Genomic DNA, 24428 nt, shown 5'->3' with positions numbered 1-24428 from the left:
TTGTCGCCTCAGTTAATTCATGCGGCCAACGTTTCACGTTCCGGATTTAACCAGACCTCATCCTGCCGGTGCCAGTTTCTCGTTGAACCTGACCACCGATGTGGATTCTGCATTTTCGCCGCTTCATAGACCGATTTACGCTGCGCCAGTAGTGCCCGATCTTCACCTCTGTGTCATTGCCCTGGTGTGACGTAACGGATACCACTGTGCCGATGTTCTTCGTTATACCAGCCAACGAAGGTTTCTACCCACGCCTGCGCATCCTCCAGCGTCGCGAAGCCCTTCTCCGGCCAGCTCGGCACGTATTTCAACGTCCTGAACAGCGATTCAACATACGCGTTATCGTTGCTCACCCGTGGCCGGCTGTGCGACGGGGTTATCTTAAGTTCCGCAAGCTTTACCTGCAGCACCTGTGACTTCATCGGGGCTCCGTTATCCGCATGCAGTACCAGCGGCTCCTGCCAACAGCGTTCGCTCAGCACTGTCCGATTCATCAGCTCTGCCGCATGCTCACCACTTTCAACCAAGTGAACCTCGTGACCGACGATTTTGCGGCTGAACACGTCTTCTATCAGGTACAGATAGAACCAGTGTCCTGCCGTCAGCGACCTCAGCCAGGTAATATCCCATGACCACACCTGATTCGGTGCCGTCGCCCTCCAGGTCGATAGCGGCTTGCTTTGCGCTACCCTCTGCCGACCACGGTGCGTTGTTTCGCCAGCACGTCTTAGTATCCGATAAAACGTTGACTCACTGGCGATATAGCGCTTTTCATCCGCCAACAAAGGAACGATTTGCGTCGGTGGCAGGCTGGCGAACCGCAGTTCATGACAGAGGGCTAAAACCTGTTGTTCCTCTTCGGCAGTGAGTTTGTTCTTCGGGATGGGCCGTGACGCCGTGGGTCTGCGGTCATGCGTCCCTTTTCCCCAACGCTGTAATGTTCGCTCACTAAGCCCAATAGACTGGCAAGCCTCGCTCAGCCTCGCGCCTGCAGCAACGGCTTCCTTTACGATTGTCATCAATCGCAGCCTGTCCGGAGTCGGCGTCATTCGTCCCCGTTTTCCTCGACGAACAACGCCTTGAACTTTTTTTGCAATATCAGCAATGCCGCAGCCTCAGCCAACGCCTTATCCTTGCGGGCAATTTCACGCTTAAGCTGATGAATTTCGTTTTGCTGTTTCTTGACGAGTGCTTTCTCTTCACGCGGATCTGGCTGCATTATCTCATTCTTCCACTGCTGAATTTGCTCAGGGTAGAGCCCTTTACGGCGACAGTACTCAGCAACAGCATGGGCGGAAAGAGGTGCCGTTTCAACCAGGATGGCAAAACGAGCCTCACGGGACCATTGCTGCGGGGTTTTTACCTCAACGTGGGTGCTCGCGGTCGAAATACCTGCCTTGGAGCGCCAGGTGTAAAGCGTATTGACAGGGATCCCCTCAGAGCGTGCAATCTGAACAACCGGCTGATTGTGTGGTGGCATCATTCTGGCAATCACAGCGGCTTTAAGCTCAGGTGAATACGTTTTCATTCTTGTTGTCTCCAGCCCCTTGGATGTTTTCAGTTAGAGGCGACAACTACCCTGACATGGGGGGTACCCAGCGGGTTCGTATTGCTCGTGGGTAGAGAGCCATGTTTCGGCCACGTTCTTTAGGAGATGATTTGACTCAGTTAGATACTTTTGCCACTGCAGCTGATGCTTTGCATAACGTTCAGCTCGCTGTTCGTCATTTTCCTCACGGCGTTGCTGTTCATCATCCTCACCGAAGGTGATCGAATCATGCGTGGTTTTGTATTTGTCATATTGCGCCATCTCGCCAATTGAGAAGGTGCCTTTAGGGAGCGGTTCGAGTAGATCACGAGGAATGGTGGTTGCCCCAATGGGGAATAAAAATCCTTCACGGTTCAGGAGAGCAGATGTCACTAACGGAGTGACGATACCAGGAACTCCAGCCGTCCGCTCTTTGCCATGCTGTATCAGGCGGATCCACACTTGTGGGCGTAGCATCACTTCAACGGTTTTAACCGTATCGACTTCCCCCTCAAAAAACGCGCGAACAATTTCCTCATTCAATCGTCCCGCAGTGATATCCATCCACTGGGTGAATGCCTCTGTATCCCTGCGCTCAAATGCCCCTTTGCCAGACTCGGCATCTGCTAAGGAATTGCGCCAATATGACGCAAAACCCTGAGTATTCGTGTCCATTGCTCATCCCATGACTTAATAAAAATTATTGATTTCGTTGATATAAGTTCAACACATGGTGTTGCATTGTCCACGATGCGAACACGATCGCAATAATTTGTTTGTGTTGGGAAGAATTGGTGTCAATAACAGTTTCCCAAAGAATGATCTTTTCTAAACGACAGTTTCATTCCCCCGACTGAAGAACTCTGCTTGCTGTCAAAACGAAAAAAAACTATCATTAAATCTGCTTAACGCAATCGGGGTATCTAAATGAGTAAGAGCGATGTGCAGGAAGATATTAGCGCGGTGATCGTTAATGCCTTTCAACGAGAATTCTGGCTTAACATCCAGGAAGAGTTGTATACGGCGTATGTGGCTACAAATGCACTTACGATGGGAAACATCGCAAAACTTGGTGAGCCAGAGCAAACCCGCTTTCGCCCTCAGGCTCGGCATTATCTTCTAAATGCTGCATTTCGTCGGGCTGCAGAAAATTCCGGGATTGTTTGTAGTGATGTTGACACGACGCCTAAAGGTGAGAGTTATATCGTCCTTAACTCAGCAGGTGTCAAGATCAGCCGAATTGGGCTGAACTATGATGAAGCAAGTATTCGAGGTGCGAAGCATCGTTCATTACTGGCGGAGTTAAACGAGAATTTTGAGGGATACACACCAGATTTATTTAGTGAACGTGCGGAGTCTGAAGGTGGTGTAGGCACACTTGGAATGTTCGTTTTAAATATCAATCCCCCCCACAGCCACTCGCAAGATAGCATGCTGGATTTAAGGATTGTCGTACCCTTTACGAACATGAAGGGGTATCACTTTAACCGTTCTGTAGCCGAGTTGCTTGAGCTTTATCATAATGAGCAGGCTGTGGTTATACCTGATAAAGTTATTCCTCAACTAAAGAAACGCCTGAAGGAACAGGAAAACTAACGTGGTGAAATTATGAGAGTGGGAATTACAGGTTTTCAGCCAGAGAGACTAACCCAACTTCGCGAAGCTCGAGGGTTATCTAAAATTAATTTAGGCCGTTTGGTTGACCGTTCCCCTTCTACGATTACGAAATGGGAGAATGGCAGCCATTCTCCTGATGCTGAAGTTATTGCTAACTTGGGACAGGTTCTAAATTGTCCTGTCACTTGGTTTACCAAACCTGTTGTTGTGAAAGAAAATAACCCCGTATTTTTCCGGACAATGGCAAGCACAGCTAAAGATCTGTGTAATGCTTCCGAGCGGTATATGGGATGGCTGCAGGAGATTTCGGCAATATTACAGGAATATCTGGATTATCCAGACGTTGATGTTCCATATCTGAAAGTCACAGATTACCGGGCAATCGATGATGAAATGATTGAAATCATGGCAGCCAAATGCCGCCAGCAATGGGGGCTAGGTATTGCGCCAATCACTGATCTGCTCTTGATTATCGAGAATGCGGGTGTGGTCTGCTCTCGTTTTGAGCAGGGGAGTGCGATGATGGATGGTTATTCTCAATGGAATGAGTCAGAAGCTCGTCCTTACATCATTCTTGCAAGCGACAAAAATAATTACTATAGAAGTCGTTTTGATGCTGCGCACGAGCTTGGTCACATCGTATTGCATCGATATGTTGAGCGGCTTGATTCTATTAATTTTAAGCCAATTGAAGAGCAGGCTCATAAGTTTGCGGCATGCTTAATGCTGCCTGAAGAAGCATTTTCGATAGAATTGCCACCTTACCCAACTCTGGAGAATTTTATTTCACTGAAAACTCGCTGGGGAATGTCTGCTCAATCGATGATCCATCGGGCTAAATCACTGGAGCTTATCTCTCCGCTTGAGTATCAACGTCTTTATAAAAGTGTTTCAGCTCGTGGCTGGAGAAAAGGTGAGCCACTTGATGATCTACGTAAGCCAGAGTCGGTGAGGTTACTTCCACGATGTGTTAATTTGTTGTTTGAAACAAACACGTTCTCAAAATCAACATTGCTTGAGTCGCTGAGTATGTCACGTGTTGATGTTGAAGATATTCTTTCGCTTCCTCGTAGTTACCTGGCAGACAAACCACTTCTTGATATTAATTCAAAGATTAAGCTCAAGAATAGTTTGACACCAGAGGTGAAAGAAAATGAACAATCAAATGTTGTAGATTTATTTCATCGGAAACACTAATTCTGGCCTGTCTGTATGGCCTCTAAAAAACCTAGATGTACTTCGCCTCCCCCCTCGATTTCTCAATCAGACCAACGCCATGGCGTTGGTCTGATTAACTACATTCAGGTATCCTGGCCCCAATGCAGCCCAAAGTGGGGACGTAAAACTTCAATAGTCTGGGGCAATGCCCCCTCACAAGTCATGCCCAGATAGGTAGCCGCACGTGTAGTGCCAACATAGAGGTACTTGTCAAATAGTGTTGGCTGCTGAATAGCAAGCTTATCTACACTTACGAAGAAAACAGCCTCAAACTCCAACCCTTTGATATGTCGGATATCAAACACGCGGACGTTACTTTCCAAGCTTACTGCTTGCCCCTCATGACATGCCACAACTGGAATGTTGTACTCAGCCAAAGTAGTATTTAAAGCTGTAGCTAACGGTTCAACATCACTTTCTTCATTCACAAAAATGGCAATTGATGGTAACTGGCCTACAAAATGTTCAATTTCACGAATACGATCAGCTAACCATGTAATACATATTTTTTGGTCTGCTTGTTCTAGTAATACCGGTTGAACCCCATTCGGATCCATATACGCAGGAAATGCGAAATCACTCACTGTTCCACCGACTATATCTGTGACACTACAGGCAAGATCACTTAGTTGTTTGCTCTGACGGTAAGGAACAGATACATACTTAACCTCCAGGGCGGGATAAACCCATTCTAGCTCTTTAATCGAACGCGAACCCCAGGTTGTCAGTCGTTGATTAAAATCACCACAAGCAAAAAATGAATTTAAACGCGGATTTGTCAATGCAGCCATGCAAGCTAACTGTATTGGAGAAAAGTCGGTCGTCTCATCAACTAATATTTGATTGCGATAGAGATCAATAATTGGTTTTAGCGCTGTCCAGGCAGGGTTATCTATATCACGCTGTATACGAGGACTACTAAGTAAGCTATTCGCAGTACGCAAAATTGCGAGTAAAATAACATCAAGTTCAAGCGGGTGAATCTCACGTGCATCAAAGCTGCCCCCTTGATACCACAAACCTTCTTTTTGGCGCTCACGCCTAAATGTACGATAGTTTTTGGGAATACCATCCAGATAACGTTTGAGGGGATTGCTAAAATGCCGAGCATAGCCTTGTACAAGCAAACTAGTCCCAACACTTATGCAATCTTTATCAGGAAGGCCACGTCCGTCCAGCCATTCCAGAATTTGTCCATTACGAGTTGTTTTACTTACAGTTCGCTTCAAAACAGCGGCTCGGACTTGAGCACGCACTGCAGACATAAACGCATTTACCGCAGCAATACGTCCTGTTCGAGAAGTATTGTTATCTTCATCGTCATCATTATCATCCTGCTCATCTGCATTAGTCGTTTGAATTTGAGGTGAGCTGGCAATAAATCGAGCGAGATCATCAAGGAAGAATCGGTTTCGATTCACCTGAAGGGTTAGGGCACCTTTTATCTTGGCATCAGAAGATTCTTTCAAGGAAGAAACCAACCCTTGTACAATCGAAATTTCAGGGGCAAGCCTGCCAAAGGTGGTATCAAAATCCTGCTCACTGGCATCAGCCAAAATCCCTGATAGCCGAAAGGCCAAACGCTGTACCTCGGCCGATTCTGCATTACCTAATTGATCAGCAGCCTCTCGTAACGCGCGTAGAAACTCCCTTCGCTGCCATCCATCAAAATCGCTGAACCAATCTATAGGTTTCGCCAAAGCATCTTCTGACAAACTAGATAAATCATCTTTGAAGATAAAACTTCCCCTGCCAGAAGCTGTTCTAAGTACTCCAAAGGAACTTCTGGCGAGTTCACGTCGATAATCGTGCCAAGTTTGAATTTGCATGTCTGAAGCAACGATCCCTTCGCGCGCGAATGCTTCTTTAAGGTATTGTTTAAGCAATTCTGTCGGCGTGAACATGAGCCAACTTGCAGTGTGCGAAATGTGTGAAGGGGTAACAGAGTTTATAAGTCGTTTTTCATCTTCATCAAGGTAATCCAAATCGAGTTTTTGCCCCAAACGCCTAATCAGCGTTGTCGTTTTACCTGTCCCCGGAGGACCCAAAATAAGTAAACGAGTATCAAGAGGAAGTCGGAAAATCTCATCCTGATATTGATCCAAAATAGGCTGATCCCTGAGTCCCATCTTGGTTATTACAGCGCGACGAACACCGTCAATGATGTTCATCCTGGACGTTTCTTCCGCGAGTAACTGTTCCAGTAGATCTTCCGTTTCCCCTTCACCAAAAATTTTGGTTAACTCTACACGCAATGATTCAACCGTCAGTGGTCCAAATTCCGCAGATTCAATGATCGTATCGCGAGAATCCCAACCATCTAGCTGTTGCTCCGGCCTCAGTTTAGCTCGCTCTAAAACTTCCACAATCGACCCATCGGGAAGTGTGAATTCGGCACCAATCTCCAGGGAAGCCAACCGTCCTATTGGAGCACGATAACTGGCAAGGTTAGAGAAACCTGATAAAGGGGTCGAACGACAAATATAATATGTTCGCTCAACGTTTTGCTCATCAATTACCACGATTCGCGCGATGGCAGGTTCATTCAGCAGGACCTCATAGCTCTCGCGGTTTGTTTGCCCAATATGCTCAAGATTATAAATCGCAGAGCTTGACGTCATCGTATTAACGCTAGCAAGGGCATCTGCGCCTTTAGTTCGGCCGTTACTCAGTTTCCGTACAGCAGCAACGGATATTTGCTCAAGTTGTGATAAAGCTTCTTCAGCAACTAATTTGATATACTGTTGAGATTCCGGGGTGGTTCCTGTTGTATCCAAAGTCAGCTCCATGTGCATAAGTCACGAGTTATGTATCGGTCAAAAATCGAAATTTTCTTTTTTAATTAGCCAATATACACTTCAATATGTACCTGATTATTATATTAATACTGAATTGAAGTTGTTTGACGTGAGTAACGATTCTTTGTACTTAACTAAATGGTATTTCCTGTACTCGCTTGAAAAATACTCGAAGTAATACAACAGGAAGTATCTTCCTTCATTTCAATTTCCGTATTGCCACCTTTCTTTTTAACGTTCCTTACGGTATTCCAAAGAATTTGCTCACCAAAAAGCGCTATAGATGGTTAACGTCTCGCTTAGCCACAATTTTTCCAGTGGTGTTATCCATCCTGTATTGCGAGATAGTGCCATCAAGAATATGCTTAATCACCGTCAGCACGGTTGCTAAAGGCGCATAAAACCATTCACGTGGATGGTAGTTCTGGCCATCTTTTCCCCGTAGCGTGATACTCAGTCGCTGTGCTCCTAAAAATCCATGAATAAGCGCTTCCAGTTTTTGGGTGTTGATATTGAAGCATTGTGTGGTCATGACAATCCGCACTGGTGCCTCAAGAAAGGTTTTATCCTTTTCCGCATGTTTAATGCGCTCTTCGACCGTTCCTTCGGTAAAGCCAATTTTATACAAATCAGATTTATAACGTTGAAGAGCGGGTTGATTGCTATGCGTGGCAAGTACATAGACAAATCCCGTCGGAACCGGTGTCTCATCAGGTCGGATCGCATGTCCATTCAGCACAACTTTACGGCCTTCCGTATCACGAACAAGACCATGTGTAAGTGAGAGGAAAAGCATATTCAACTCAGTCCCGTTTTCGAATACTAGATGCAATCGGGCATTCCAAGGACCGTACTCATCTAACCGCTCACCGACTTTATCTACATAGCCCATCACTCCATTGAGGATAAAAAAATCACCTTCATGAATTTTTAACTCATGGCGGAAACGTACAAATGAAAACTCTCCCGTTTTTAGGCCATTTTGGACGGTCCCAAACAGTGGGGCAAAGCGATAGAAATCGGGGCAAGGTTGCCGTTTTGCAATCTCATCCGGCTGAGCTTTCTTTTCAATAGGGACATGTTTTAAGGCGAAAATATCGGGTGCAGAAAATGAGAGTAGCCCATCATCGTCATCTGCAAAGATATCGTCCAGCGAGGTGACCAACTCAGATTTATCAACCACGACAGGGGGGGCTGATAATGATGCCGATGGTTCATGGATATTATCGGTGTTTGCACCCGCAAGTAAGCCGTGAATATCAAACGGCTGCAACACCTCATGGCATTGTTTGTTATCCCTGAGTGCTCTCAAACGTTGAGCAAGTAGCGTTTCTTTAAACTCCTCCGAATCGGTTAGAGGAGGATGGCCGTGAACCACATAAAAGGCATTAATCTCTTCTAATCGACTGACAGACAGATTACCGGTAGATGAGTACATTTTCAGGGGTTCAACCACCAGTAAACCTAGATCATCAGCTTCAGAAAAAATATCGTCAATGGTCGCCTTTTGACGAGGTTGAACAGGAGAAAGCCTGAGCATAAGTTACAGCTCCTGTCGCACAGCGCGCTGTTGTTTCATTTTTCGGATATAGGCCAATGCTTCAGCATAACGAACCTCTATCGCATCGCTGGCATTAAGTGATGGCTCCCGCTGATGTTCACTGGCAAATGCTTTAATTCTAGGCCAGAGCATCACTGCTTCTTCCTCAGATACCTGCGCCTGATTTGCTCTGACTGCTTCCTGAATCGTTTTTAGCATCGTCGCGGTGACTGATTTTGACAAAATCTCGTAAGCACCATGAAAAGGATTCACCGCATCAATCAAGTCAATATTCAGATTTTCAATATTGATGAATTTATCACCCATTTTTAAAAACTGGTGGTTAACATTTAACGAGTCATTCGAACTACCGGTACGCTGACCAGGGGTTTTATCGATAATGGCACCCGGCGGTAAATCTGATTCATCCACAAGACCCCCGCATTGACCCACAAAAAGACTCTGCAAAATACCACTGCGCACCTGTTCTAGTTCGTACTCAGTCAAGTCAGGGTGCAGCATTTGTATCACCGATGGTAACACTACCTGAGTGATTACTTCAGGCGGTGTTGATTCGGTGATAGCCTCTTTAACCACCTGCTCATTCGCCATTAAGGCTGCCAGGATCTCGTTTTTTCCGCCGTTAAGGATTGTCAGTACCTTATCTGATATCGGTGATACATGATCATCAACCAGAACCGTATTGGCAGGCAATGGCTCACCAGTCCATTGAGATCGCGGTTTAAATTGAATGTTTGGAGCCATGATTTGCTCCATCAGTAACGAGGTGGTGATAGCCTTAAGCATGTTGTTTACCGATACTTTAACGTCATCATCTTGCGCATCAGGTTGAGCTATAAGGTTTGTAAACTGCGCGTGGGTCTTACCTTCGCAATCTCGTGTAGCACGCCCAATAATCTGCACGATTTCAGTCATAGAGCTGCGATAACCAATCGTCAGCACATGCTCACAGAAAGGCCAGTCAAATCCCTCTTTCGCCATGCCTAATGCAATGATGATATCCATATCCTCAGCAGACTGAATGTTACGCAGATACGCCTGAACCTTCGGCCTTTCCGCCGGGTTATCATCAACCAGATTCGCTACACGCAACAATTTGCCATCGCTTTTGCGTTTCACTCGATAGATACCGGTATCTGGCTCTTGCTGTTGCACCTCACCCAGCGCATCCAGGATGGCATCAACCTCGGCATGTTTATCTTTTGTTGATTCGCCGGAATTAACATTGGGAATATGGATAATGGTTTTTTTGCTGGCATCCAGTACCGAAGGTAGTGCTTTGATGTATGGCCCCTGATAAAAATGGTAGCCAATACCTAAAGATTTTAAATACTGATATCCATTGAGCTGTTCGTAGTAGGTATAGGTCACTTTCGTGAACTGGGATTCATCTTCGGGTTGCAGGATGGGGACGGTATCCCCTCGAAAATAAGAGCCCGTCATCGCAACAATCTGCGCATCAGAACCTTGCATCAGTGCATCAATCAGATTACCCAAACGGTTGTTTTCATCCGCAGAGACATGATGGAACTCATCTATAGCCACCAGACAATCGTTAAATGATTCAATGTTCAACTTATCGAAAGCAAAGCGCAGGGTGGCATGAGTACAAACCAGAATATCGTCGGAACTTGCCATAAAACGCTTAAACGCTTCAACCTTCCCAGCCTCCCCACCGCCAATGCACAAATTATTTTCAGGTTTCACTTTCCAATCGGCGAAAAAACCATGCTTCTTGAGATCGGTATTTTTAAAAGAACCACCAATAGACATTTCTGGGACAGCGACAATAGCTTTGCGTAATTCCTGATTGACGAGTTTATCCAGGGCAAGGAACATTAATGCTCTTGATTTACCAGACGCTGGTGGAGCCTTGATAAGTAGATAAGAGCTGCTGCGCTGCTCAAAGGCCCGAGCCTGCATTTCCCGCATACCAAGATCATTAAGCTGCGCACTTTGCCCGGTCTGTCCGTAAGTCACCTGTAAAATATTGTCCACAATGCAATCCTCTGTATGCCCTGTCTGGAAGAGCGAAACTTTATGCTTTAGTCAGTGATTCATAGCGTTCTAAAAGGCAGCTTAAACGCTCAGTGGCGTCCTTGAATGGTTTATCACGGTAGAGGCGGTCAACAGCCTTATCCAGTGCCTGATGGGCCTCCAGCAAGTCAGCGGGCATCTTTAACGGGTCATACAACTCAGCTAGAGTATTTTCTGGGTAATTTTCCCGCGTCAGTAATACTTTTTTTGCCAATGCAATAAGCGAATTACGCTGTTCATCAGTCACACCAGGCCAAGGGAAGGGGTTGTAAACGACTGTTGCTGAATAGCGGTAGCGACTCTCAAGACGCCCTGCTACCAGTCGCATCCAGTCGTTGTGCATTAGCGAGGTCAGGATGGCAAATTCGTATAAAGTGCCATTGGGAATAATGAAATTAAGATTAGTTGAAATTACACTGGCATCATAAAAGCCAATAGGAACATAGGTTCGTCGCTCTGACGAAACACTAGGTATCAAAATATAATCATCTGGATTATTTAAATCTCTGAATTGATGAGGGCGCTCAGCCATTTTCTGAGCGCCTTTGTCTGGGCTTTTACGCCGTGCTTCTGCTACTTTTTGGACTCGGTTTAAGACAAGTGGCATCGACTGAAGCTCTGTATTGGTAATATCTGCCAACCATAAACACCAGCGCTCTTTGCCATTGAGAAACTCATCCGCTCCCATAACTCTTTTAATCCAAGGGGCGGCTTGTGGTTCTTGTCTAAGCAAAATATCGCGTTCCGCACGATTCATCAGCAAGTTACCGCCATCAGTAGCTTGATTACCTTTGACCATAATAAAAGATGCATCGTTTATTGGTTTGGATTTTGCCAGCACGGCTATGTTGCTGCCTTCAATCAGATAAGGGCTAATGTTGTTCACCAGTTTACTGTGCCAATGTCCTTCTACCTGTTGGTAAAGTTGGCGAGTTTTGCTTCGTCCTGATAGACCAACAATAACCACATGCACCGCAGCTTTATCACGAGCATTATTTGCCCATGCAAAGGTCGGGTAAGCAAAATGAATGCATAGACCCAGCTCGAATACAGAAGGCCATAGAGTTGCTACCTGCTCTCCTTGGCATAGCGAATTTGTAGCCACCAATGCTAGTTCAGCACGGCTATTTTGGATATATTGCGCTCCCTTCCAGAACCAACAGGCAACAAAATCCAAACCACCTAATGACTTGAAACCTCTAAATACCGACTGCATATCAGCACGCTGTTCATCAGAGCGGCCTAACGTTCCTAAAAACGGCGGGTTGCCAATCACATAAACTTCATCATCAGCACCCTTTGGACACACTGTCTGCCAATCAATTTTCAGGCTGTTACCACTCCAAATTTTACCTGATGAACGCAACGGTAGTGCTGGTGGTGCTGAACCAATATGTTCTTCCCATTGTTTATTTAGCTGATGCTCCGCAAGCCAGAGGGATAAACGGGCTATCTCACAGGCAAAGTCATCGATCTCAATACCATAGAACTGATCGAGATGAATCCTACTCATAAGGAACGACTGTGGATCACTATGCAATAGAGCCCGGATAACATCCATTTCCAATAGACGCAGTTCTTTATAGGCAACAATCAGGAAATTACCTGAACCGCATGCTGGATCGAAAATTTTAATTTCGCCCAGACGAACCAGTAATCGTTTAAGACCATTGGTATTTGTGCGCTGCTTTTCCAACTCGCTACGCAGAGGTTCAAGGAACAGAGGTTGTATAACCTTCATAATGTTGCTGTAGGAGGTGTAATGCTGGCCTAAACGGCTACGCTGATCCACATCAATTACTGCCTGGAACATACTGCCAAAGATATCAGGATTTATAGCGCTCCAGTCCATTGCACCGCATTCAAGTAAAATACGTCGCCCCTTTAGTCCCAATTCTGGAACAGGCTCATCAGTGGCAAATAGGCCACCATTAACATAGGGGAATGCGGTCAAATGAATGGGAAGTAACAGGCGTAATTTGCTATCCGGGTTGCTGTTCATCACGGCAAACAAGTCTGTCAGAAACTGATCTAAATCACTGCCATCTTCGGCGGTGTAGCTTTTTACTGCCGATGTGAATTGGCCTTTTTCAAAGATACCGGTATCTTCAGCAAAGAAGCAAAACAACAAGCGAGTAAGGAAGACATTAAGTGCATGGATATCTTCTGCTTTGCTTAAATCATTACGCGCTTTGATAAGATCAAACAACTTCCCCATTTTCTCAGCGGCTTTCACATCAGCCGGGTTTTCGCTATTAAGAATAGCCTTCTCCAGCCCGACCAACGGTAAGAAAAAGCCGTAGTTACGTGGCAACTCTTCGAACTCAATGTCGAGACGTTCTTGTGTCAGCGTGTCCCAGGCTAAAAAACGAACAAAATTTGTCATCAGAACGAAGCGGATCTTATTTTTAGCAATAGCCGTATCGGCAATACGTTGCTCAAAAACAAATTCAATATCATCAGTCTCCGCCACTGGCTGGTAGTAGAGTTTATTTTTTAATGCGACGTGACCAGTCTCTTTCGCAACATTCCGCGCCCCACCTTGCCGAATCAGACTCAGGGTCGCTTTAGGGAATTCAAAGGCAGTTAAAAAACCGTAGATAAATTCGTATTGCTCAGGAGTTGCTACAAGTTGTTCGAGATGTTCAAAAATCTTCGCCTGATTAACAGCCATTGTTATTCCTTAAAAACTACAGTATCCGCAGAGGATGATGACTTCATTCTACCCGAAGACGATTTTATCAAATAGTTCCAACGCGTTACCTTGGTTGCATAAAAATATAAAAAACTAAGGCTGTCTGCCTGCCACCTTGCGGTGGCAGGCTTTGTTCAAAGTACCTAATTCTGGGACAGTCGTTAATACATCGGAGACACCAATTTCCCAAAATCAAACGGACTAACCCCCTTCTCTCGATTAGCATCCAGATAATTAGCCCACCACTGCAGCATGAGTCTGCGCTCGTCTAGGTGTTCCGCCTTATGAATGTAAGACGCACGCACAGAGTTACGCTCCTGATGGCTCATCTGCCGCTCTACCGCATCCTTCGACCACATCCCTGACTCAATCAATGAACTACAGGCCATGGTTCTAAAACCGTGACCGCAGACTTCCACCTTAGTGTCATAGCCCATAACCCGGAGTGCATTGTTAACCGTATTTTCACTCATCGGTTTACGCGGATCGTGATCACCAACGAAAATTAAATCGCGATTACCATTTAGCCGTTTTATTTTCTCAAGGACTGCAAGGGCCTGTCGAGATAAGGGCACCAGGTGCGGCGTTCGCATCTTAGATCCACGGTGGGAATGCTTAACGCCTTCCAATGGTTCACGATCTGCCGGTATCGTCCACATTGATGTCTCGAAGTCGATCTCTGACCAGCGGGCGAAACGCAGTTCGCTGGAACGGATAAAGGTAAGCAACGTTATTTCTATAGCTAAACGAGTGAGTGGTCTGCCGGTGTAGGTATCGATACGCTGAAGTAATTCAGGAGTACGGCTAAGTTCTAAGGCGGGGCGATGTTGTCGTTTTGCTGTAGCGACAGCTCCAGCCATTTCCTGCGCGGGATTATAATCGGTCAAACCGCTTTGAACGGCATAGCGCATGATTGCAGTCGTGCGCTGCTGTAGGCGCGAAGCCACCTCAAGACGCCCTGACTTCTCTACCGCTTTGATGGGTGCCAGCAAATCGCGGGTTTTAAGTTCGGTAATATTGCATTTACCGATAGAGGGGAAGAGGTTGTCCTCGAGGGTTTTCAAAACACGATTGCTATGATCCTTCGACCACTTCTTATTCGTAGCATGCCATTCAATTGCAACTTCTTTGAATGTTCGAGTTTCAGCTTGCTCGATCTTATCTGTTTTCTTTTTATCACTAGGGTCAATGCCATTTGCTAACTGCTTACGGGCTTCATCACGTCGCGCCCTGGCATCAGCAAGAGTCACCTCAGGGTATATACCCAATGCCAGCATCTTCTCCTTACCATCAAAGCGATAACGTAAGCGCCAGTACTTTGAACCGTTAGGATGAACCAGCAACACCATGCCGTCGCCATCTGTGAGCTTATAAGCTTTAGCTTCAGGCTTGGCTGTACGAACCTTCACATCACTCAGAGCCATGTTGAATATCCTTTCAAAGGTTCTGTGTGGGTACAAACATTATCGAAGCGGGATATACCCACAATTGTACCCACATCAGTAAGTTGATGTAGATTGAATCAGGTTGACTTATGTTGACTGAAAAAGCGAGAGGAGCCTTGCGGCGACTGGATTTTAGGCATAAAAAAAGACCTCAGTTGAGGTCTATTTACATACTAATGGTGCGAAGGCCGGAATAGAATAATAATTTAATTTATTGTTTTATATGAACTAAATTTAATTTAAAAAATAAAATGCCCCTTTTTGTGCCCCCATATTGATTTTCGTTCTTTCATTTTTACTCAAAATTTATCCCATCAATTCGGTTTGGTTCCGTGCTCCGGATCCAAATCGGAACCTAAAAATTATTTTTATTGTAGGATAGATGTATCCCACATTAAGGAATTACCCCGCCATGAGAATGACAAACCGTAAAAAAGAAATATTGAGCTATTACGAACCGGGCAACCTCGAATGGGTAACAGGTGAGATTGGCGCACCTCCGCTCGATGTGTCCGGGGTGGCATACATGCTTTTCGGTACCGGGGCATTCGAAAACAGTCACTATATTGAGTCTACCCGGCGAACGCTGGAATCAATGGTTAAAGCGGGCCTGCTGGAAAAGATAACCAGCTATGAGCAAAGGCAGGATACTACACAGTCAGGTGGTGGGCGCGGCGTGTGGTGTAACGTCTCGCGCTATGCTTTGCCCGGTTCCTGTGTGGTTATGCGTGACGATGGCGGGAAGCATGAAGCCATTGAGGGGGAAGTGGTGCGGATTGATTAACCGTAGTGGCCAAACCTGAATTGGGGTCACAGGTTTTAATGGTGCTTTTGGCTGGAAACCACCGTGGACACCCCACCAGTGGAAACCATGCATTTCGGTGGATACCAGTTTGGATACCTCGCCAATGGATACCGATTTTAGTTTGCTGTCATGCTAGTGGAGATTCCCATTAAAGCCATGCGCACCAATAGGCGGCAGGTTATTGATGCTTTCGAAATGACAATCTTAATATAACTAATCATGCGGCAATGAACCGCTACAATAACCCACATAAACCCACATAAAATTTAAGACGTGAGTTATCGTCAGTTTGCAACAAAACCTTGGTGTGTGCAGGTTTGCGTAAGTTTAGGATTCTAATCCGTCCTAAACAGTCTTAAATTCATGACGGTTGCCCGCTTTAAGTGACGCACTCAAAAGCATTATTTTGCTGCGTACCTGCTTGCGTACCAAATCCTCAGCTCGCTCTTCACCTTCTCGGTAAGGTATTGCGATATCACAACACCCGTACTTCTTGCGGTCTTTATTCAGCTTCGCCGTAGATATGACCCTCTTACCAGACTGAACTTTAACATTTGTGTGTCAGTATTGCTGACTTGCAAAGTCTACATACGGGATAATCCCACATGTAGAATATCAATACTGTCTTACGTTGTCTTACAGTAGTAAAATGGTTTTATATTCCCTTGATGCTGGTGGTTATTATGAGTAAATCCCTGTCTGTAACCTTTCGCCTTCCCGCTGAACTGGTCGAATCATTTACTGCTGCCGTGAGCGATTCCGGTTCAGATAAAACGGCGTGGCTCATTGATGCGGTACGCCACAAAATTAACCAGCCAGACAGTAACGTTGATAATCGTATGTTGGCGCTGGTTAAGCGACTGGAAACGGCTGCGGCTGCTCTGGGGGGAGGTAAGCAAGGCATTCCCCCACATCCATACAATCAAGCTGCTGTAGTGGCTGTGGTTGCTCAGACTATCCGCGAGGGTTTGGACAATGGGCGCATCATCTCTGAGCGGCTCAATGAGGCCGGTTATCAGACTAAGGCGGGTAAAGCGTGGGATAAGGATATTTACAGCGCCTGGAGACGTCAGGCGGGTACACCTGCGAAGATAGCAGCGGCCTGTGGCGTTTAGTTGGCTGTACCTAAGTTTTTAGAAATTGATGTTCAACCAGATAGCGCATCACCTCCGAGGTGTCTGCCTCGTCCATTCGTAAGCCGGTGTGGCCATCACTATAAGACTAGATATGTTCACCTTATCGACATAACACTAAAACGTGTCGATTTAGTTCGTTTTTATCGACATATTCTGGAGATATGTTTATGGTGTCGACATGTCAGGAAAACGTGTCGATAACTACGGGGTTTTTAAACATATGAATTGGGATCCTCAAGAAGCCTTTAACCAACTCCCGCCTCTGCCACCAAAAAGTGAGCTGATGGAGTCCATCCCTGTGCTGAAATCATGCATCAAAGCTCGGGCCGCACTGGCTGAGCTAAAACAAGCAGGAGAGTTACTACCCAACCAAGGGTTGTTGATTAATTTAATCCCCTTACTGGAGGCCAAAGACTCGTCTGAAATTGAAAATATCGTGACAACATCCGATAAACTTTTTCAGTTTTCTCAAGAGGACAGTCAAGCCGATCCGGCAACGAAAGAGGCCCTACGCTATCGCACTGCGCTTTATGATGGGTTTCGTCATCTTGAGCAGCGCCCATTGTGCACGTCTACAGCCATCGGTATTTGTAGCACATTGAAAAATACTGACATGGATATCCGCAAAATTCCCGGTACGGCTCTGGTGAGTAGTGAGAAGACCGTTGTTTACACACCGCCAGTAGGTGAAGTTGTGATACGTGACCTTCTTAGCAACTGGGAAAAATTCATTCACGCGGATGATGATGTCGATCCGTTAGTGAAAATGGCGATTGCACATTACCAGTTTGAAGCAATCCACCCATTTTCAGATGGGAACGGGAGGACAGGACGCATTATTAATATCTTGTTCCTAATTGAAAAGAACCTGCTAACGCTACCCGTCCTCTATCTCAGCCGATATATAGTCGCACATAAGGCCGATTACTATGAGCGACTCCGCGGGGTGACGGCCTCTGGTGACTGGGAACGCTGGATAATTTTTATGCTAGAGGCCGTTCAGGAAACATCAAAATGGACAACAGATAAAATTGCGGCGGTTAGGAAATTGCTTGAAGTAACTGCTCACCACATTCGAGAGTCATTGCCAAAAATCTATAGTCATGAGTTGGTACAGATTATTTTTGAGCAACCATATTGCCGCATATCTAACCTGACCGATCAAGGAGTGGTTAAGCGTCAAACAGCCTCTGTTTATTTGAAGCAACTTTGCGACATCGGCATTCTTCATGAGATAACGGCAGGGCGTGAAAAGCTTTATGTTCATCCGAGGCTCATTCGCTTGATGACCATAGATGACAATACCGTACTCCCTTATTAACTATAAAAACTCAGCTATCTGCGTGGAGCCGGCTTCTTCTACTGATACTCTGGCGTCGTCATCCTTTGCTTGTGTCGTTCTTTCGCTTGAAGTGCCTGGGCGACACTATTGCGAATGGTACACAGCGTGTGCCTGTCAAGCGGCTCACCTTTCTGGCGGGCAATCTTGAGTATGGTCAGCTCTAACGTTTGGCGGTCTAACATGGTGCGGCCTCGCTGGTGGGATTGTGATATCGCAATTCCTTTTCGGGCGCGGCGGTGCGCGAACCTCGAATCGGTTTCGTATTACCCGGTAACTCGCTTTAATTTTGCGTACTATATTCGCTGATATCAGGACTGGCACGGGTCTCGACGGTACGCACTTTACTGCTGTGTTATTATCGCGTACCACTTTGCGTACCGATAAAAATCACCTGCGCGGCGCTGATTTTTTCCACTGGTAGGCCGGGCTGGTCATCATGCTGCGGTATCTGGCGCGGTAAGCAATGCCATTCTGTATTGAACGGTGTATCTCTCGATGGTCTGCTTGGGTGAGCTGGTGGCCTTCATGCTCTAACTTGGCAATGGTGAGCAACTCTATCTCGCGTGGGGTCATGATTATCCTGGCTGGCTGTGATGTACGGTCATTATATCGTCAGTTCGACGGGTTACTACCGTATATGCCCGGTTATCCTATCCACTAATGGACTGAACACCCGCCAATATGCCTGCTCACTTGCTATCAACCGGGCTAGCTTTCGCTCAAACGTTTCCCATCTCATGCCCTTTGGTTTTGGAAATAAATACGGGGAAATAGTCAGGTTACGGGTTTGTTCTGTATTCCCCCATATAGCATATCGCTGGCGGCGCAACATCATGCGCATTCTTCCCAATCTGTCCTCGCTCTGGCTGGCGTAATGTAGCCCCCAACACTTCCTGCAAGCGATATCTTTTGAACCGATATACAGCTTAGCTACACGGCTAACGCAATGCGGGCATAAATACCACTCGCGAACGCCGAAGCCTGCCCGTGTAGTGGTGATTCTGATTGCTCGCGTCACACCGTTGATGGTCATAGCATACCCATCTGCCTGACTGAATGAATAAAGTGTTCCGCTCTCTGTCTGACAGCTAATCTGCGTACCCAGTGCTGTATCTGCCAAGCTGCGCCGCATATTAGCCAGGAATGGCAGACCGATACGGGGTAAATCCGTTGTATAGCTGCGCGTTCTGTCTCTCACTGGCGTTACCCCTGCGGATCATTGCGCATAAACTGCGAATCGTGCGCAAACTGAATACGAAATAATATGCGTATTTAACTGCGAATTGTGAATTTATTTTGCGAATTGCGTACCGTGATAGCAGAGCTGGCAATGGTTACAGGCTATTTTGCGCATTGGATTCGGGTTTCGTTTCCGGGGGATTTTTATAACTGCGCGTTTAAGCGTGAGGTTGGTTCGCAGTGCGCAATTTACGACTCGTAACTATGTAGATACCCCTACAACTGAATAACCAAGCTTTAGGTTGCGTTCAAGGAAGATATTTAGCGTAGAAACCCCGCATCGCGGGGCTGGTTATCATTGAAGTTACTGCTTACAGTGAACTTTTCTTAACACCATCGATCTCTTCTTTGCAAATATCACTGTTATTGAAATCATATTGAAGGAAAACATATCCCTTACCAGGATCATTTGACCTGACTTCCACAGATACGGAATGTAAATTGTTTTTCAGTGGGACTTCTTTTGTCCCTTTCCATTCCGCTGACAAGAATCGCTCTTTTTTATTCAATGCCATCATCCAGTCTTGAGGCTCTTTCCAGATTGAACCAGACAGCAAGAAATCATTTTTCTCAGCCTTACCGTAAATGGAGGATAGTGAACCACTCAGTTCTTCATATTTCGATTTCAGAGCAATACCATAACGATCAGTATCAACGTTTTTACCAATGGCTCTGATTTGACATAAGCCAGCCGTAGGAGAAATAAGAAGTCCGTAAGCATCGAAATCAGCGTTCTGCTTAGGTAGCGACTCAGAGGTGTAAAGATTCGCGCGATCTGCCACTGGCTTGAGGTTTTCTCCAGTCATATCTTCAATATTCTTTTTAGATAACCCGGCTTCTAAGCCGAACGGCCCTTCGCCTGGGGGAAGTAATGGTGCGCTTGTGGTTGCTGGTGCGGCTTGCTCAGTTTGTTTTACTGTAACAGCCGTACTTGCTTGCTCGTTAGGTACCTTCACCTCAGCTAATCCATACGTCGCAGAAAGATACCGTTGCTGTAGCATCGCCCTAGTCTGTTCCTGTGTCGCAACAGTAGACAGTTTCAACGCCTGGATTAGACCGCCGCTATATTGGCTTACTTCTTTTTTTGCATCACTGATTTGGATATCAAGCTCATCAATTTCAGCTTTTAACGCTGCGGCAACCTCTGGATTTGGTTTAATACCACTAATTGTTACGTCAATCTTAGCTCCAGCCTCAATAGCATTAATACGCTGTTCTAAAAGAGCTTTATTAGTTCCCAACACTTCAAGCCTGGCAGTCGTTAGATTTTTGATTAACCCACCCATGTGCTGACTCTGTCGCTCTACTGCCTCGGTTATTTCTTTTTCTGTCTGTGAAAGCTCACTTTTGAGACTTTCCACTTCTTGTTTTTGCTCAGGAGTTAACTCTTTTGGGCCGCATCCAGTCAATAATATGGCGGCAATAACGCTCGCTAAAAGTGCTTTTTTCATATCCCTATTCCCATTAGTAAAGTACGGGTTAATCCTAGCACGCGCCCAATTACTCGTCAGTTATCTAAGTCCAAAACCGAATCAATGCTTCTATATAAGCAAAAGGGTGTTGGTTCAGTCGGTTCAGTTGGTTCAATTTGTAAAGACATCTGTTTTTAAAGGAAAAAACATGAATCTCTGAACCAACAAATACCCTTTTTGAACCAACAAACGCTATTTTCGTGTTGGTTCAGTGGGTGATCTGTATGATTCTTAGCCAGCCAGTGAAGGCCTCCCACAGTTCGCGGCCTCAAATGTTGGTTCAAAAGCCCTATTTGTTGGTTCAGTGTTGGTTCAAAATGGAAATTAAATTCCTTATAAAACAAACATCTTTACAAATTGAACCAACTGAACTAACTGAACCAACATAAAAACCTCGCATGTGATAAATAATTATTCGTCTGGCTGGCTACTTTCCGGCATGTGCTGGATCACGTAGACATTGATCTGACGGCCATCAATGCGCGGTGACTTACGCTGATAACCTCGCCCGCTTGCTGGTGGGGTTAACATCCCTGCGCCCGCTAATGCTTTGGCAAAGTGTTTTACATTGAAGCCCCGTGCTATCTCATCTTCGAACGCAGCCGGGAAGGTGTAGAACACCATTGCGTCACGGTCATGCTTGCCTTTGTCCCGATACCCCGCCAAATCGCGAATAGGGAGGCTCTGCGGGTCATAAGGCAGTGGCGCGAATCGACTCAGGCCGTAAGCGTTCAGAAATCCCTCTGTCTGCTCTATAATCTGCTGGTGCTCTTTGTTGCCGGTACCGAATTCTTTTATCCAGGCATTGAAATTATGCTGTACCGCATCCCGGCACTCTTGCTCATCCCAACCCGTGATAACCCGCCCAAACAGCAATGCTGCTTCAAGCACTGCAAAACGAGCCGCTACACGGTGAACCTGTTCCCCATAATCAGCCGGTATCAATGAGCGCCAACGGCTTTCCGCTTCTCTAACAGCGGCTACGGCCTGTTGCTGGTGGTCTGCAAGGTGCTTAATCCAGTAACGCCCTGCGGCCCCGTAGTTGTGCTGGTAGGCATCTTTCAGAGCGTCAGCGTGGGCCTTGCCGTTGGGTGTATCATGATGCTGGTGCGCCTTCTCCAGTGGGATATTTAGCAAGCGAACCAGTTGACCGGCTTTCACCTTGCGTCCTGAACTGGCGATAAACGTTTCTAAGTCCATTTCCCCGGTGCTGATTGCTACCGTTCGCCAGCGTTTTAAATCACGGTTGCCGCCTTCTTTGGCCCCCTGGAGCTTGCCAACACCGTTAAACAGCGTATAGGCGGACTTAGCCACGCTATCAGGATCAGCGCCTTGCCCTACCTCATCCAGCGGCATCAGCCCATCATTGTGTGCGGCGGCTTCATTGGCAATACCTAAAGCCGTTCCGAACCATGTCAAACGCAGGGCATCCGGTTCACCGTATAGGCTGCTGGCAATATTGGCCGTGGTGGTTTTTCCTGAACTCGATTGTTCATAAAAGTGAATACCGAACCCATCAGCACCGGCAAGGCCAATTAGCGGCGCTGCAAGTGCGGCACCTATCCCCGCCATCATGGACGGATTGCCCCGCGCCAGCCTTGCCACCGAATCACGCCAGCTTTCCGGTGTACCTTTCACTGTGTACCCGGCAGCGGCAGCACTGCGACCATTGAACAAAACCGGCTTTTCAGGTGTTCCGATGATTTCACCGTCCGGCATGATGTATGCGCCGCACTGCCAACCGGTAGCCTGAGCCACACGCCATATCTCAAGGGAGCCGCCGCGCTGTAGCCAGTCGGCCAGTATTGCCCTGAGTGTGCTTTTAGTGGTCACGTTCACCCCTCCAGCCTTTAGAGTGCGCCAGCCCTCACGCTCTCCAATATCAGCCAGGGGAATCGCTGCTGTAGTCGGTATATCTTCACCTATCGGCAGCCAGCGGATAATCAGGTATTGGTCTTTATCGTCCCTGCCAGTGCCAATCACCTCCAGCGGCGAACATAACCAACTTTCATTGTTGATAATCTCGCCGCTTTCTTTATCCACCTTCGGCGTGATCCAATAAACACCATCTTTCCGGCTGGTAATATGAGGCTTGAGCGGGTCAGTCTGTTGGCGGTCTTTTTTACCGCCCTCTATCGCCTTGAGCTGAACGGACATACTCGCCCCCTTTGGTTGGTACAGTGATTCAGTAAAAGCGCGTGTAGTGGCTTCTGTACCGTTTTGTTGGCGGCAGTCGTCCCAATCGGCTTTGTGGTCAGTCGGTGGTAAGGCTACCCAGCCAGAAATGGAAATGGCGGCTTTTTCAGCGGAGATAGTGCCAATATTCTGCTTAGGTTTGCCTTTTTCGTCACATTCTTCTGGTTCGTACCAGTCGTTATCTGCGGCAATGATGATTTTCGCCTGTGGATATCGGCGGCGCATCACCTCCGCCACGGGCAACAAATTACCGGCATCAATAGACGCCACTGTCAGCGCATCAGGGCGCATTACGTGAGCGGTTAGTGCGGTTGCCAGCCCTTCGCTAATAATCACCACCTGCGGCTGTTCTGGCGCGTTTACGGCATAGAATGCGCCCCGCTTAGTGCCATCCGTTACCTGCCGTTTCTCTCCAGTGGTTGTAATCGTCTGCGCCGCCGTCACGGTGCCGGTTTCGTCGGTTAAAGCCACCAGTAAGCGCCCATCTGTCAACATAGGGAATGTGAAGCCGGTCAGTCCCTTGGCGGTGAGGTATTCCGATTCGCCCAGCGTAGCACTATTGTATAATGCGGTATAACGGCGATTGAACTGCTGGCGCTTCTGTTCCTGCTCCGCTGTGGCCTGCTGTTCGCGGTGCTGCCGCTCTGTCTCCATTACCGCCTTATCTTGGCGGGTGGACTGGGGGGCCGTTTCCGTTGCTGTCCGGTAATCAATACCCAACACATCAGCCACTAAACGGGCGGCCTCGGTGGTATCGCAGTGGTTTACCTTCGCCACTAAGTCCAGCCCATCACCTGCGCCGCACTGATTGCAGAAATGGGAACCGCGCCCGCCATCGTCGAACCGAAAGCGATCAGTGCCACCACACGCCGGACATTCAGAATGTTGGCGGGGTGAATGCGGTACAGTAATGCCTGCCAGTGATAACACATCAGGCCAGCGCCCAGCGGCTGAGGTGGTTACTTCGCGTATAAGGTCAATGTTACGCATTGAAAGGGCCTCCGTTACCTGCCACTGTCGAACCGATGTCGGAACCCATGCTTTGCCAGATTTCAATGCCTACATCTGTGACAGAGTTGTTTTCTTTCAGGCAGTTAGTCAGCACGTCGATTGCCAGCCTCTCCCACGCTGGATAATTCAGCTTTAAGGCTTCCAGATAGTAGGCATCTACCAGCCCACGGACGCCGGACACGCCGCCTACAATGTCAATGCGGAGGGAAAGCCCGCCAGAGTCCACAATGAAGAAATCGCCGCCGTTCTGTTGCGTCACATGGTCATACACTGCTGCCGAATACTGGTTAGCCAGCGCATTGAGTCGGAAATTTTTGGTTATCAGTTT

At 46.9% G+C, this 24428-nt stretch carries 15 protein-coding genes and 2 pseudogenes; 5 read left to right on the top strand and 12 right to left on the bottom strand.

Annotation, left to right across the window (positions count from 1 at the left end; all coding sequences use genetic code 11):
* Positions 1 to 17: 17 nt before the first annotated feature.
* Positions 18 to 1528: pseudogene (locus ACWJJO_RS02820) on the bottom strand (IS3 family transposase).
* Between the two features lie 69 nt (positions 1529 to 1597).
* Positions 1598 to 2203 (bottom strand): annotated as a pseudogene (locus tag ACWJJO_RS02815) (DNA helicase); the annotation flags it as partial.
* 252 nt (positions 2204 to 2455) lie between these two features.
* Here ACWJJO_RS02815 and ACWJJO_RS02810 point away from each other — a divergent pair.
* Entirely contained in the window at positions 2456 to 3124 is a 669-nt protein-coding gene (locus ACWJJO_RS02810) for a hypothetical protein (protein WP_481090613.1), read from the top strand.
* Between the two features lie 12 nt (positions 3125 to 3136).
* Positions 3137 to 4342, top strand: a complete 1206-nt coding sequence (locus tag ACWJJO_RS02805; protein ID WP_481090612.1) for a helix-turn-helix domain-containing protein — start codon at positions 3137 to 3139, stop codon at positions 4340 to 4342.
* Positions 4343 to 4446: 104 nt separating this feature from the next.
* Here the strand turns inward: ACWJJO_RS02805 and ACWJJO_RS02800 are convergent, their stop codons facing one another.
* The 5 genes from ACWJJO_RS02800 to ACWJJO_RS02780 form a co-directional block, all read right to left on the bottom strand.
* A complete protein-coding gene (locus tag ACWJJO_RS02800; protein WP_481090611.1) occupies positions 4447 to 7140 on the bottom strand; it encodes an ATP-binding protein in 2694 nt (897 codons plus the stop codon).
* Positions 7141 to 7438: 298 nt separating this feature from the next.
* Positions 7439 to 8701 (bottom strand): GIY-YIG nuclease family protein, encoded by a 1263-nt coding sequence (locus ACWJJO_RS02795; protein ID WP_481090610.1) that lies wholly within the window; start codon positions 8699 to 8701, stop codon positions 7439 to 7441.
* A 3-nt stretch (positions 8702 to 8704) separates the two neighbouring features.
* Positions 8705 to 10720 carry a DEAD/DEAH box helicase gene (locus tag ACWJJO_RS02790; RefSeq protein ID WP_481090609.1) on the bottom strand — a complete coding sequence of 672 codons (2016 nt, stop codon included), beginning with the start codon at positions 10718 to 10720 and terminating at the stop codon, positions 8705 to 8707.
* 40 nt (positions 10721 to 10760) lie between these two features.
* Positions 10761 to 13433: a DNA methyltransferase gene (locus ACWJJO_RS02785; RefSeq protein ID WP_481090608.1), complete on the bottom strand. Its 2673-nt coding sequence runs from the start codon at positions 13431 to 13433 to the stop codon at positions 10761 to 10763.
* Between the two features lie 182 nt (positions 13434 to 13615).
* The gene (locus ACWJJO_RS02780; protein ID WP_481090607.1) at positions 13616 to 14878 is read right to left on the bottom strand and encodes a tyrosine-type recombinase/integrase; all 1263 of its coding nucleotides are present in this window, start codon (positions 14876 to 14878) and stop codon (positions 13616 to 13618) included.
* Positions 14879 to 15311: 433 nt separating this feature from the next.
* On the opposite strand from ACWJJO_RS02780, the gene ACWJJO_RS02775 reads away from it, so the two are divergent.
* From ACWJJO_RS02775 to fic, 3 genes are all read left to right on the top strand, one after another.
* Complete coding sequence (locus tag ACWJJO_RS02775) at positions 15312 to 15683, top strand: hypothetical protein (RefSeq protein WP_481090606.1); 372 nt, start codon at positions 15312 to 15314, stop codon at positions 15681 to 15683.
* Between the two features lie 704 nt (positions 15684 to 16387).
* A complete protein-coding gene (locus ACWJJO_RS02770; RefSeq protein WP_481090605.1) occupies positions 16388 to 16819 on the top strand; it encodes a hypothetical protein in 432 nt (143 codons plus the stop codon).
* 241 nt (positions 16820 to 17060) lie between these two features.
* Positions 17061 to 18161: a protein adenylyltransferase Fic gene (gene fic / locus ACWJJO_RS02765; RefSeq protein ID WP_481091556.1), complete on the top strand. Its 1101-nt coding sequence runs from the start codon at positions 17061 to 17063 to the stop codon at positions 18159 to 18161.
* A gap of 408 nt (positions 18162 to 18569) precedes the next feature.
* On the opposite strand, the gene ACWJJO_RS02760 is transcribed toward fic, so the two are convergent.
* The 5 genes from ACWJJO_RS02760 to ACWJJO_RS02740 form a co-directional block, all read right to left on the bottom strand.
* Entirely contained in the window at positions 18570 to 18755 is a 186-nt protein-coding gene (locus ACWJJO_RS02760) for a hypothetical protein (protein ID WP_481090604.1), read from the bottom strand.
* A 55-nt stretch (positions 18756 to 18810) separates the two neighbouring features.
* The gene (locus ACWJJO_RS02755; protein WP_481090603.1) at positions 18811 to 19380 is read right to left on the bottom strand and encodes a hypothetical protein; all 570 of its coding nucleotides are present in this window, start codon (positions 19378 to 19380) and stop codon (positions 18811 to 18813) included.
* A gap of 352 nt (positions 19381 to 19732) precedes the next feature.
* Positions 19733 to 20872: a hypothetical protein gene (locus ACWJJO_RS02750; RefSeq protein WP_481090602.1), complete on the bottom strand. Its 1140-nt coding sequence runs from the start codon at positions 20870 to 20872 to the stop codon at positions 19733 to 19735.
* A 432-nt stretch (positions 20873 to 21304) separates the two neighbouring features.
* Positions 21305 to 24079 carry a DUF927 domain-containing protein gene (locus ACWJJO_RS02745; RefSeq protein WP_481090601.1) on the bottom strand — a complete coding sequence of 925 codons (2775 nt, stop codon included), beginning with the start codon at positions 24077 to 24079 and terminating at the stop codon, positions 21305 to 21307.
* Entirely contained in the window at positions 24072 to 24425 is a 354-nt protein-coding gene (locus ACWJJO_RS02740; protein ID WP_481091555.1) for a hypothetical protein, read from the bottom strand. The genes ACWJJO_RS02745 and ACWJJO_RS02740 overlap by 8 nt, the downstream gene beginning before the upstream one ends.
* Positions 24426 to 24428 lie beyond the last annotated feature (3 nt).

This window comes from Yersinia antarctica (assembly GCF_056636475.1).
The sequence above is the reverse complement of the archived record's forward strand: the minus strand, read 5'-3'. Positions and strand labels throughout refer to the sequence as shown.

Excerpts from the sequence above, each read along its gene's own strand:
- ACWJJO_RS02750 (WP_481090602.1), bottom strand. The coding sequence starts at position 20,872 with ATGAAAAAAGCACTTTTAGCGAGCGTTATTGCCGCCATATTATTGACT.
- fic (WP_481091556.1), top strand. The coding sequence starts at position 17,061 with ATGAATTGGGATCCTCAAGAAGCCTTTAACCAACTCCCGCCTCTGCCA.
- ACWJJO_RS02785 (WP_481090608.1), bottom strand. The coding sequence starts at position 13,433 with ATGGCTGTTAATCAGGCGAAGATTTTTGAACATCTCGAACAACTTGTA.
- ACWJJO_RS02770 (WP_481090605.1), top strand. The coding sequence starts at position 16,388 with ATGAGTAAATCCCTGTCTGTAACCTTTCGCCTTCCCGCTGAACTGGTC.
- ACWJJO_RS02760 (WP_481090604.1), bottom strand. The coding sequence starts at position 18,755 with ATGACCCCACGCGAGATAGAGTTGCTCACCATTGCCAAGTTAGAGCAT.
- ACWJJO_RS02795 (WP_481090610.1), bottom strand. The coding sequence starts at position 8,701 with ATGCTCAGGCTTTCTCCTGTTCAACCTCGTCAAAAGGCGACCATTGAC.
- ACWJJO_RS02775 (WP_481090606.1), top strand. The coding sequence starts at position 15,312 with ATGAGAATGACAAACCGTAAAAAAGAAATATTGAGCTATTACGAACCG.
- ACWJJO_RS02805 (WP_481090612.1), top strand. The coding sequence starts at position 3,137 with ATGAGAGTGGGAATTACAGGTTTTCAGCCAGAGAGACTAACCCAACTT.
- ACWJJO_RS02745 (WP_481090601.1), bottom strand. The coding sequence starts at position 24,079 with ATGCGTAACATTGACCTTATACGCGAAGTAACCACCTCAGCCGCTGGG.
- ACWJJO_RS02810 (WP_481090613.1), top strand. The coding sequence starts at position 2,456 with ATGAGTAAGAGCGATGTGCAGGAAGATATTAGCGCGGTGATCGTTAAT.
- ACWJJO_RS02780 (WP_481090607.1), bottom strand. The coding sequence starts at position 14,878 with ATGGCTCTGAGTGATGTGAAGGTTCGTACAGCCAAGCCTGAAGCTAAA.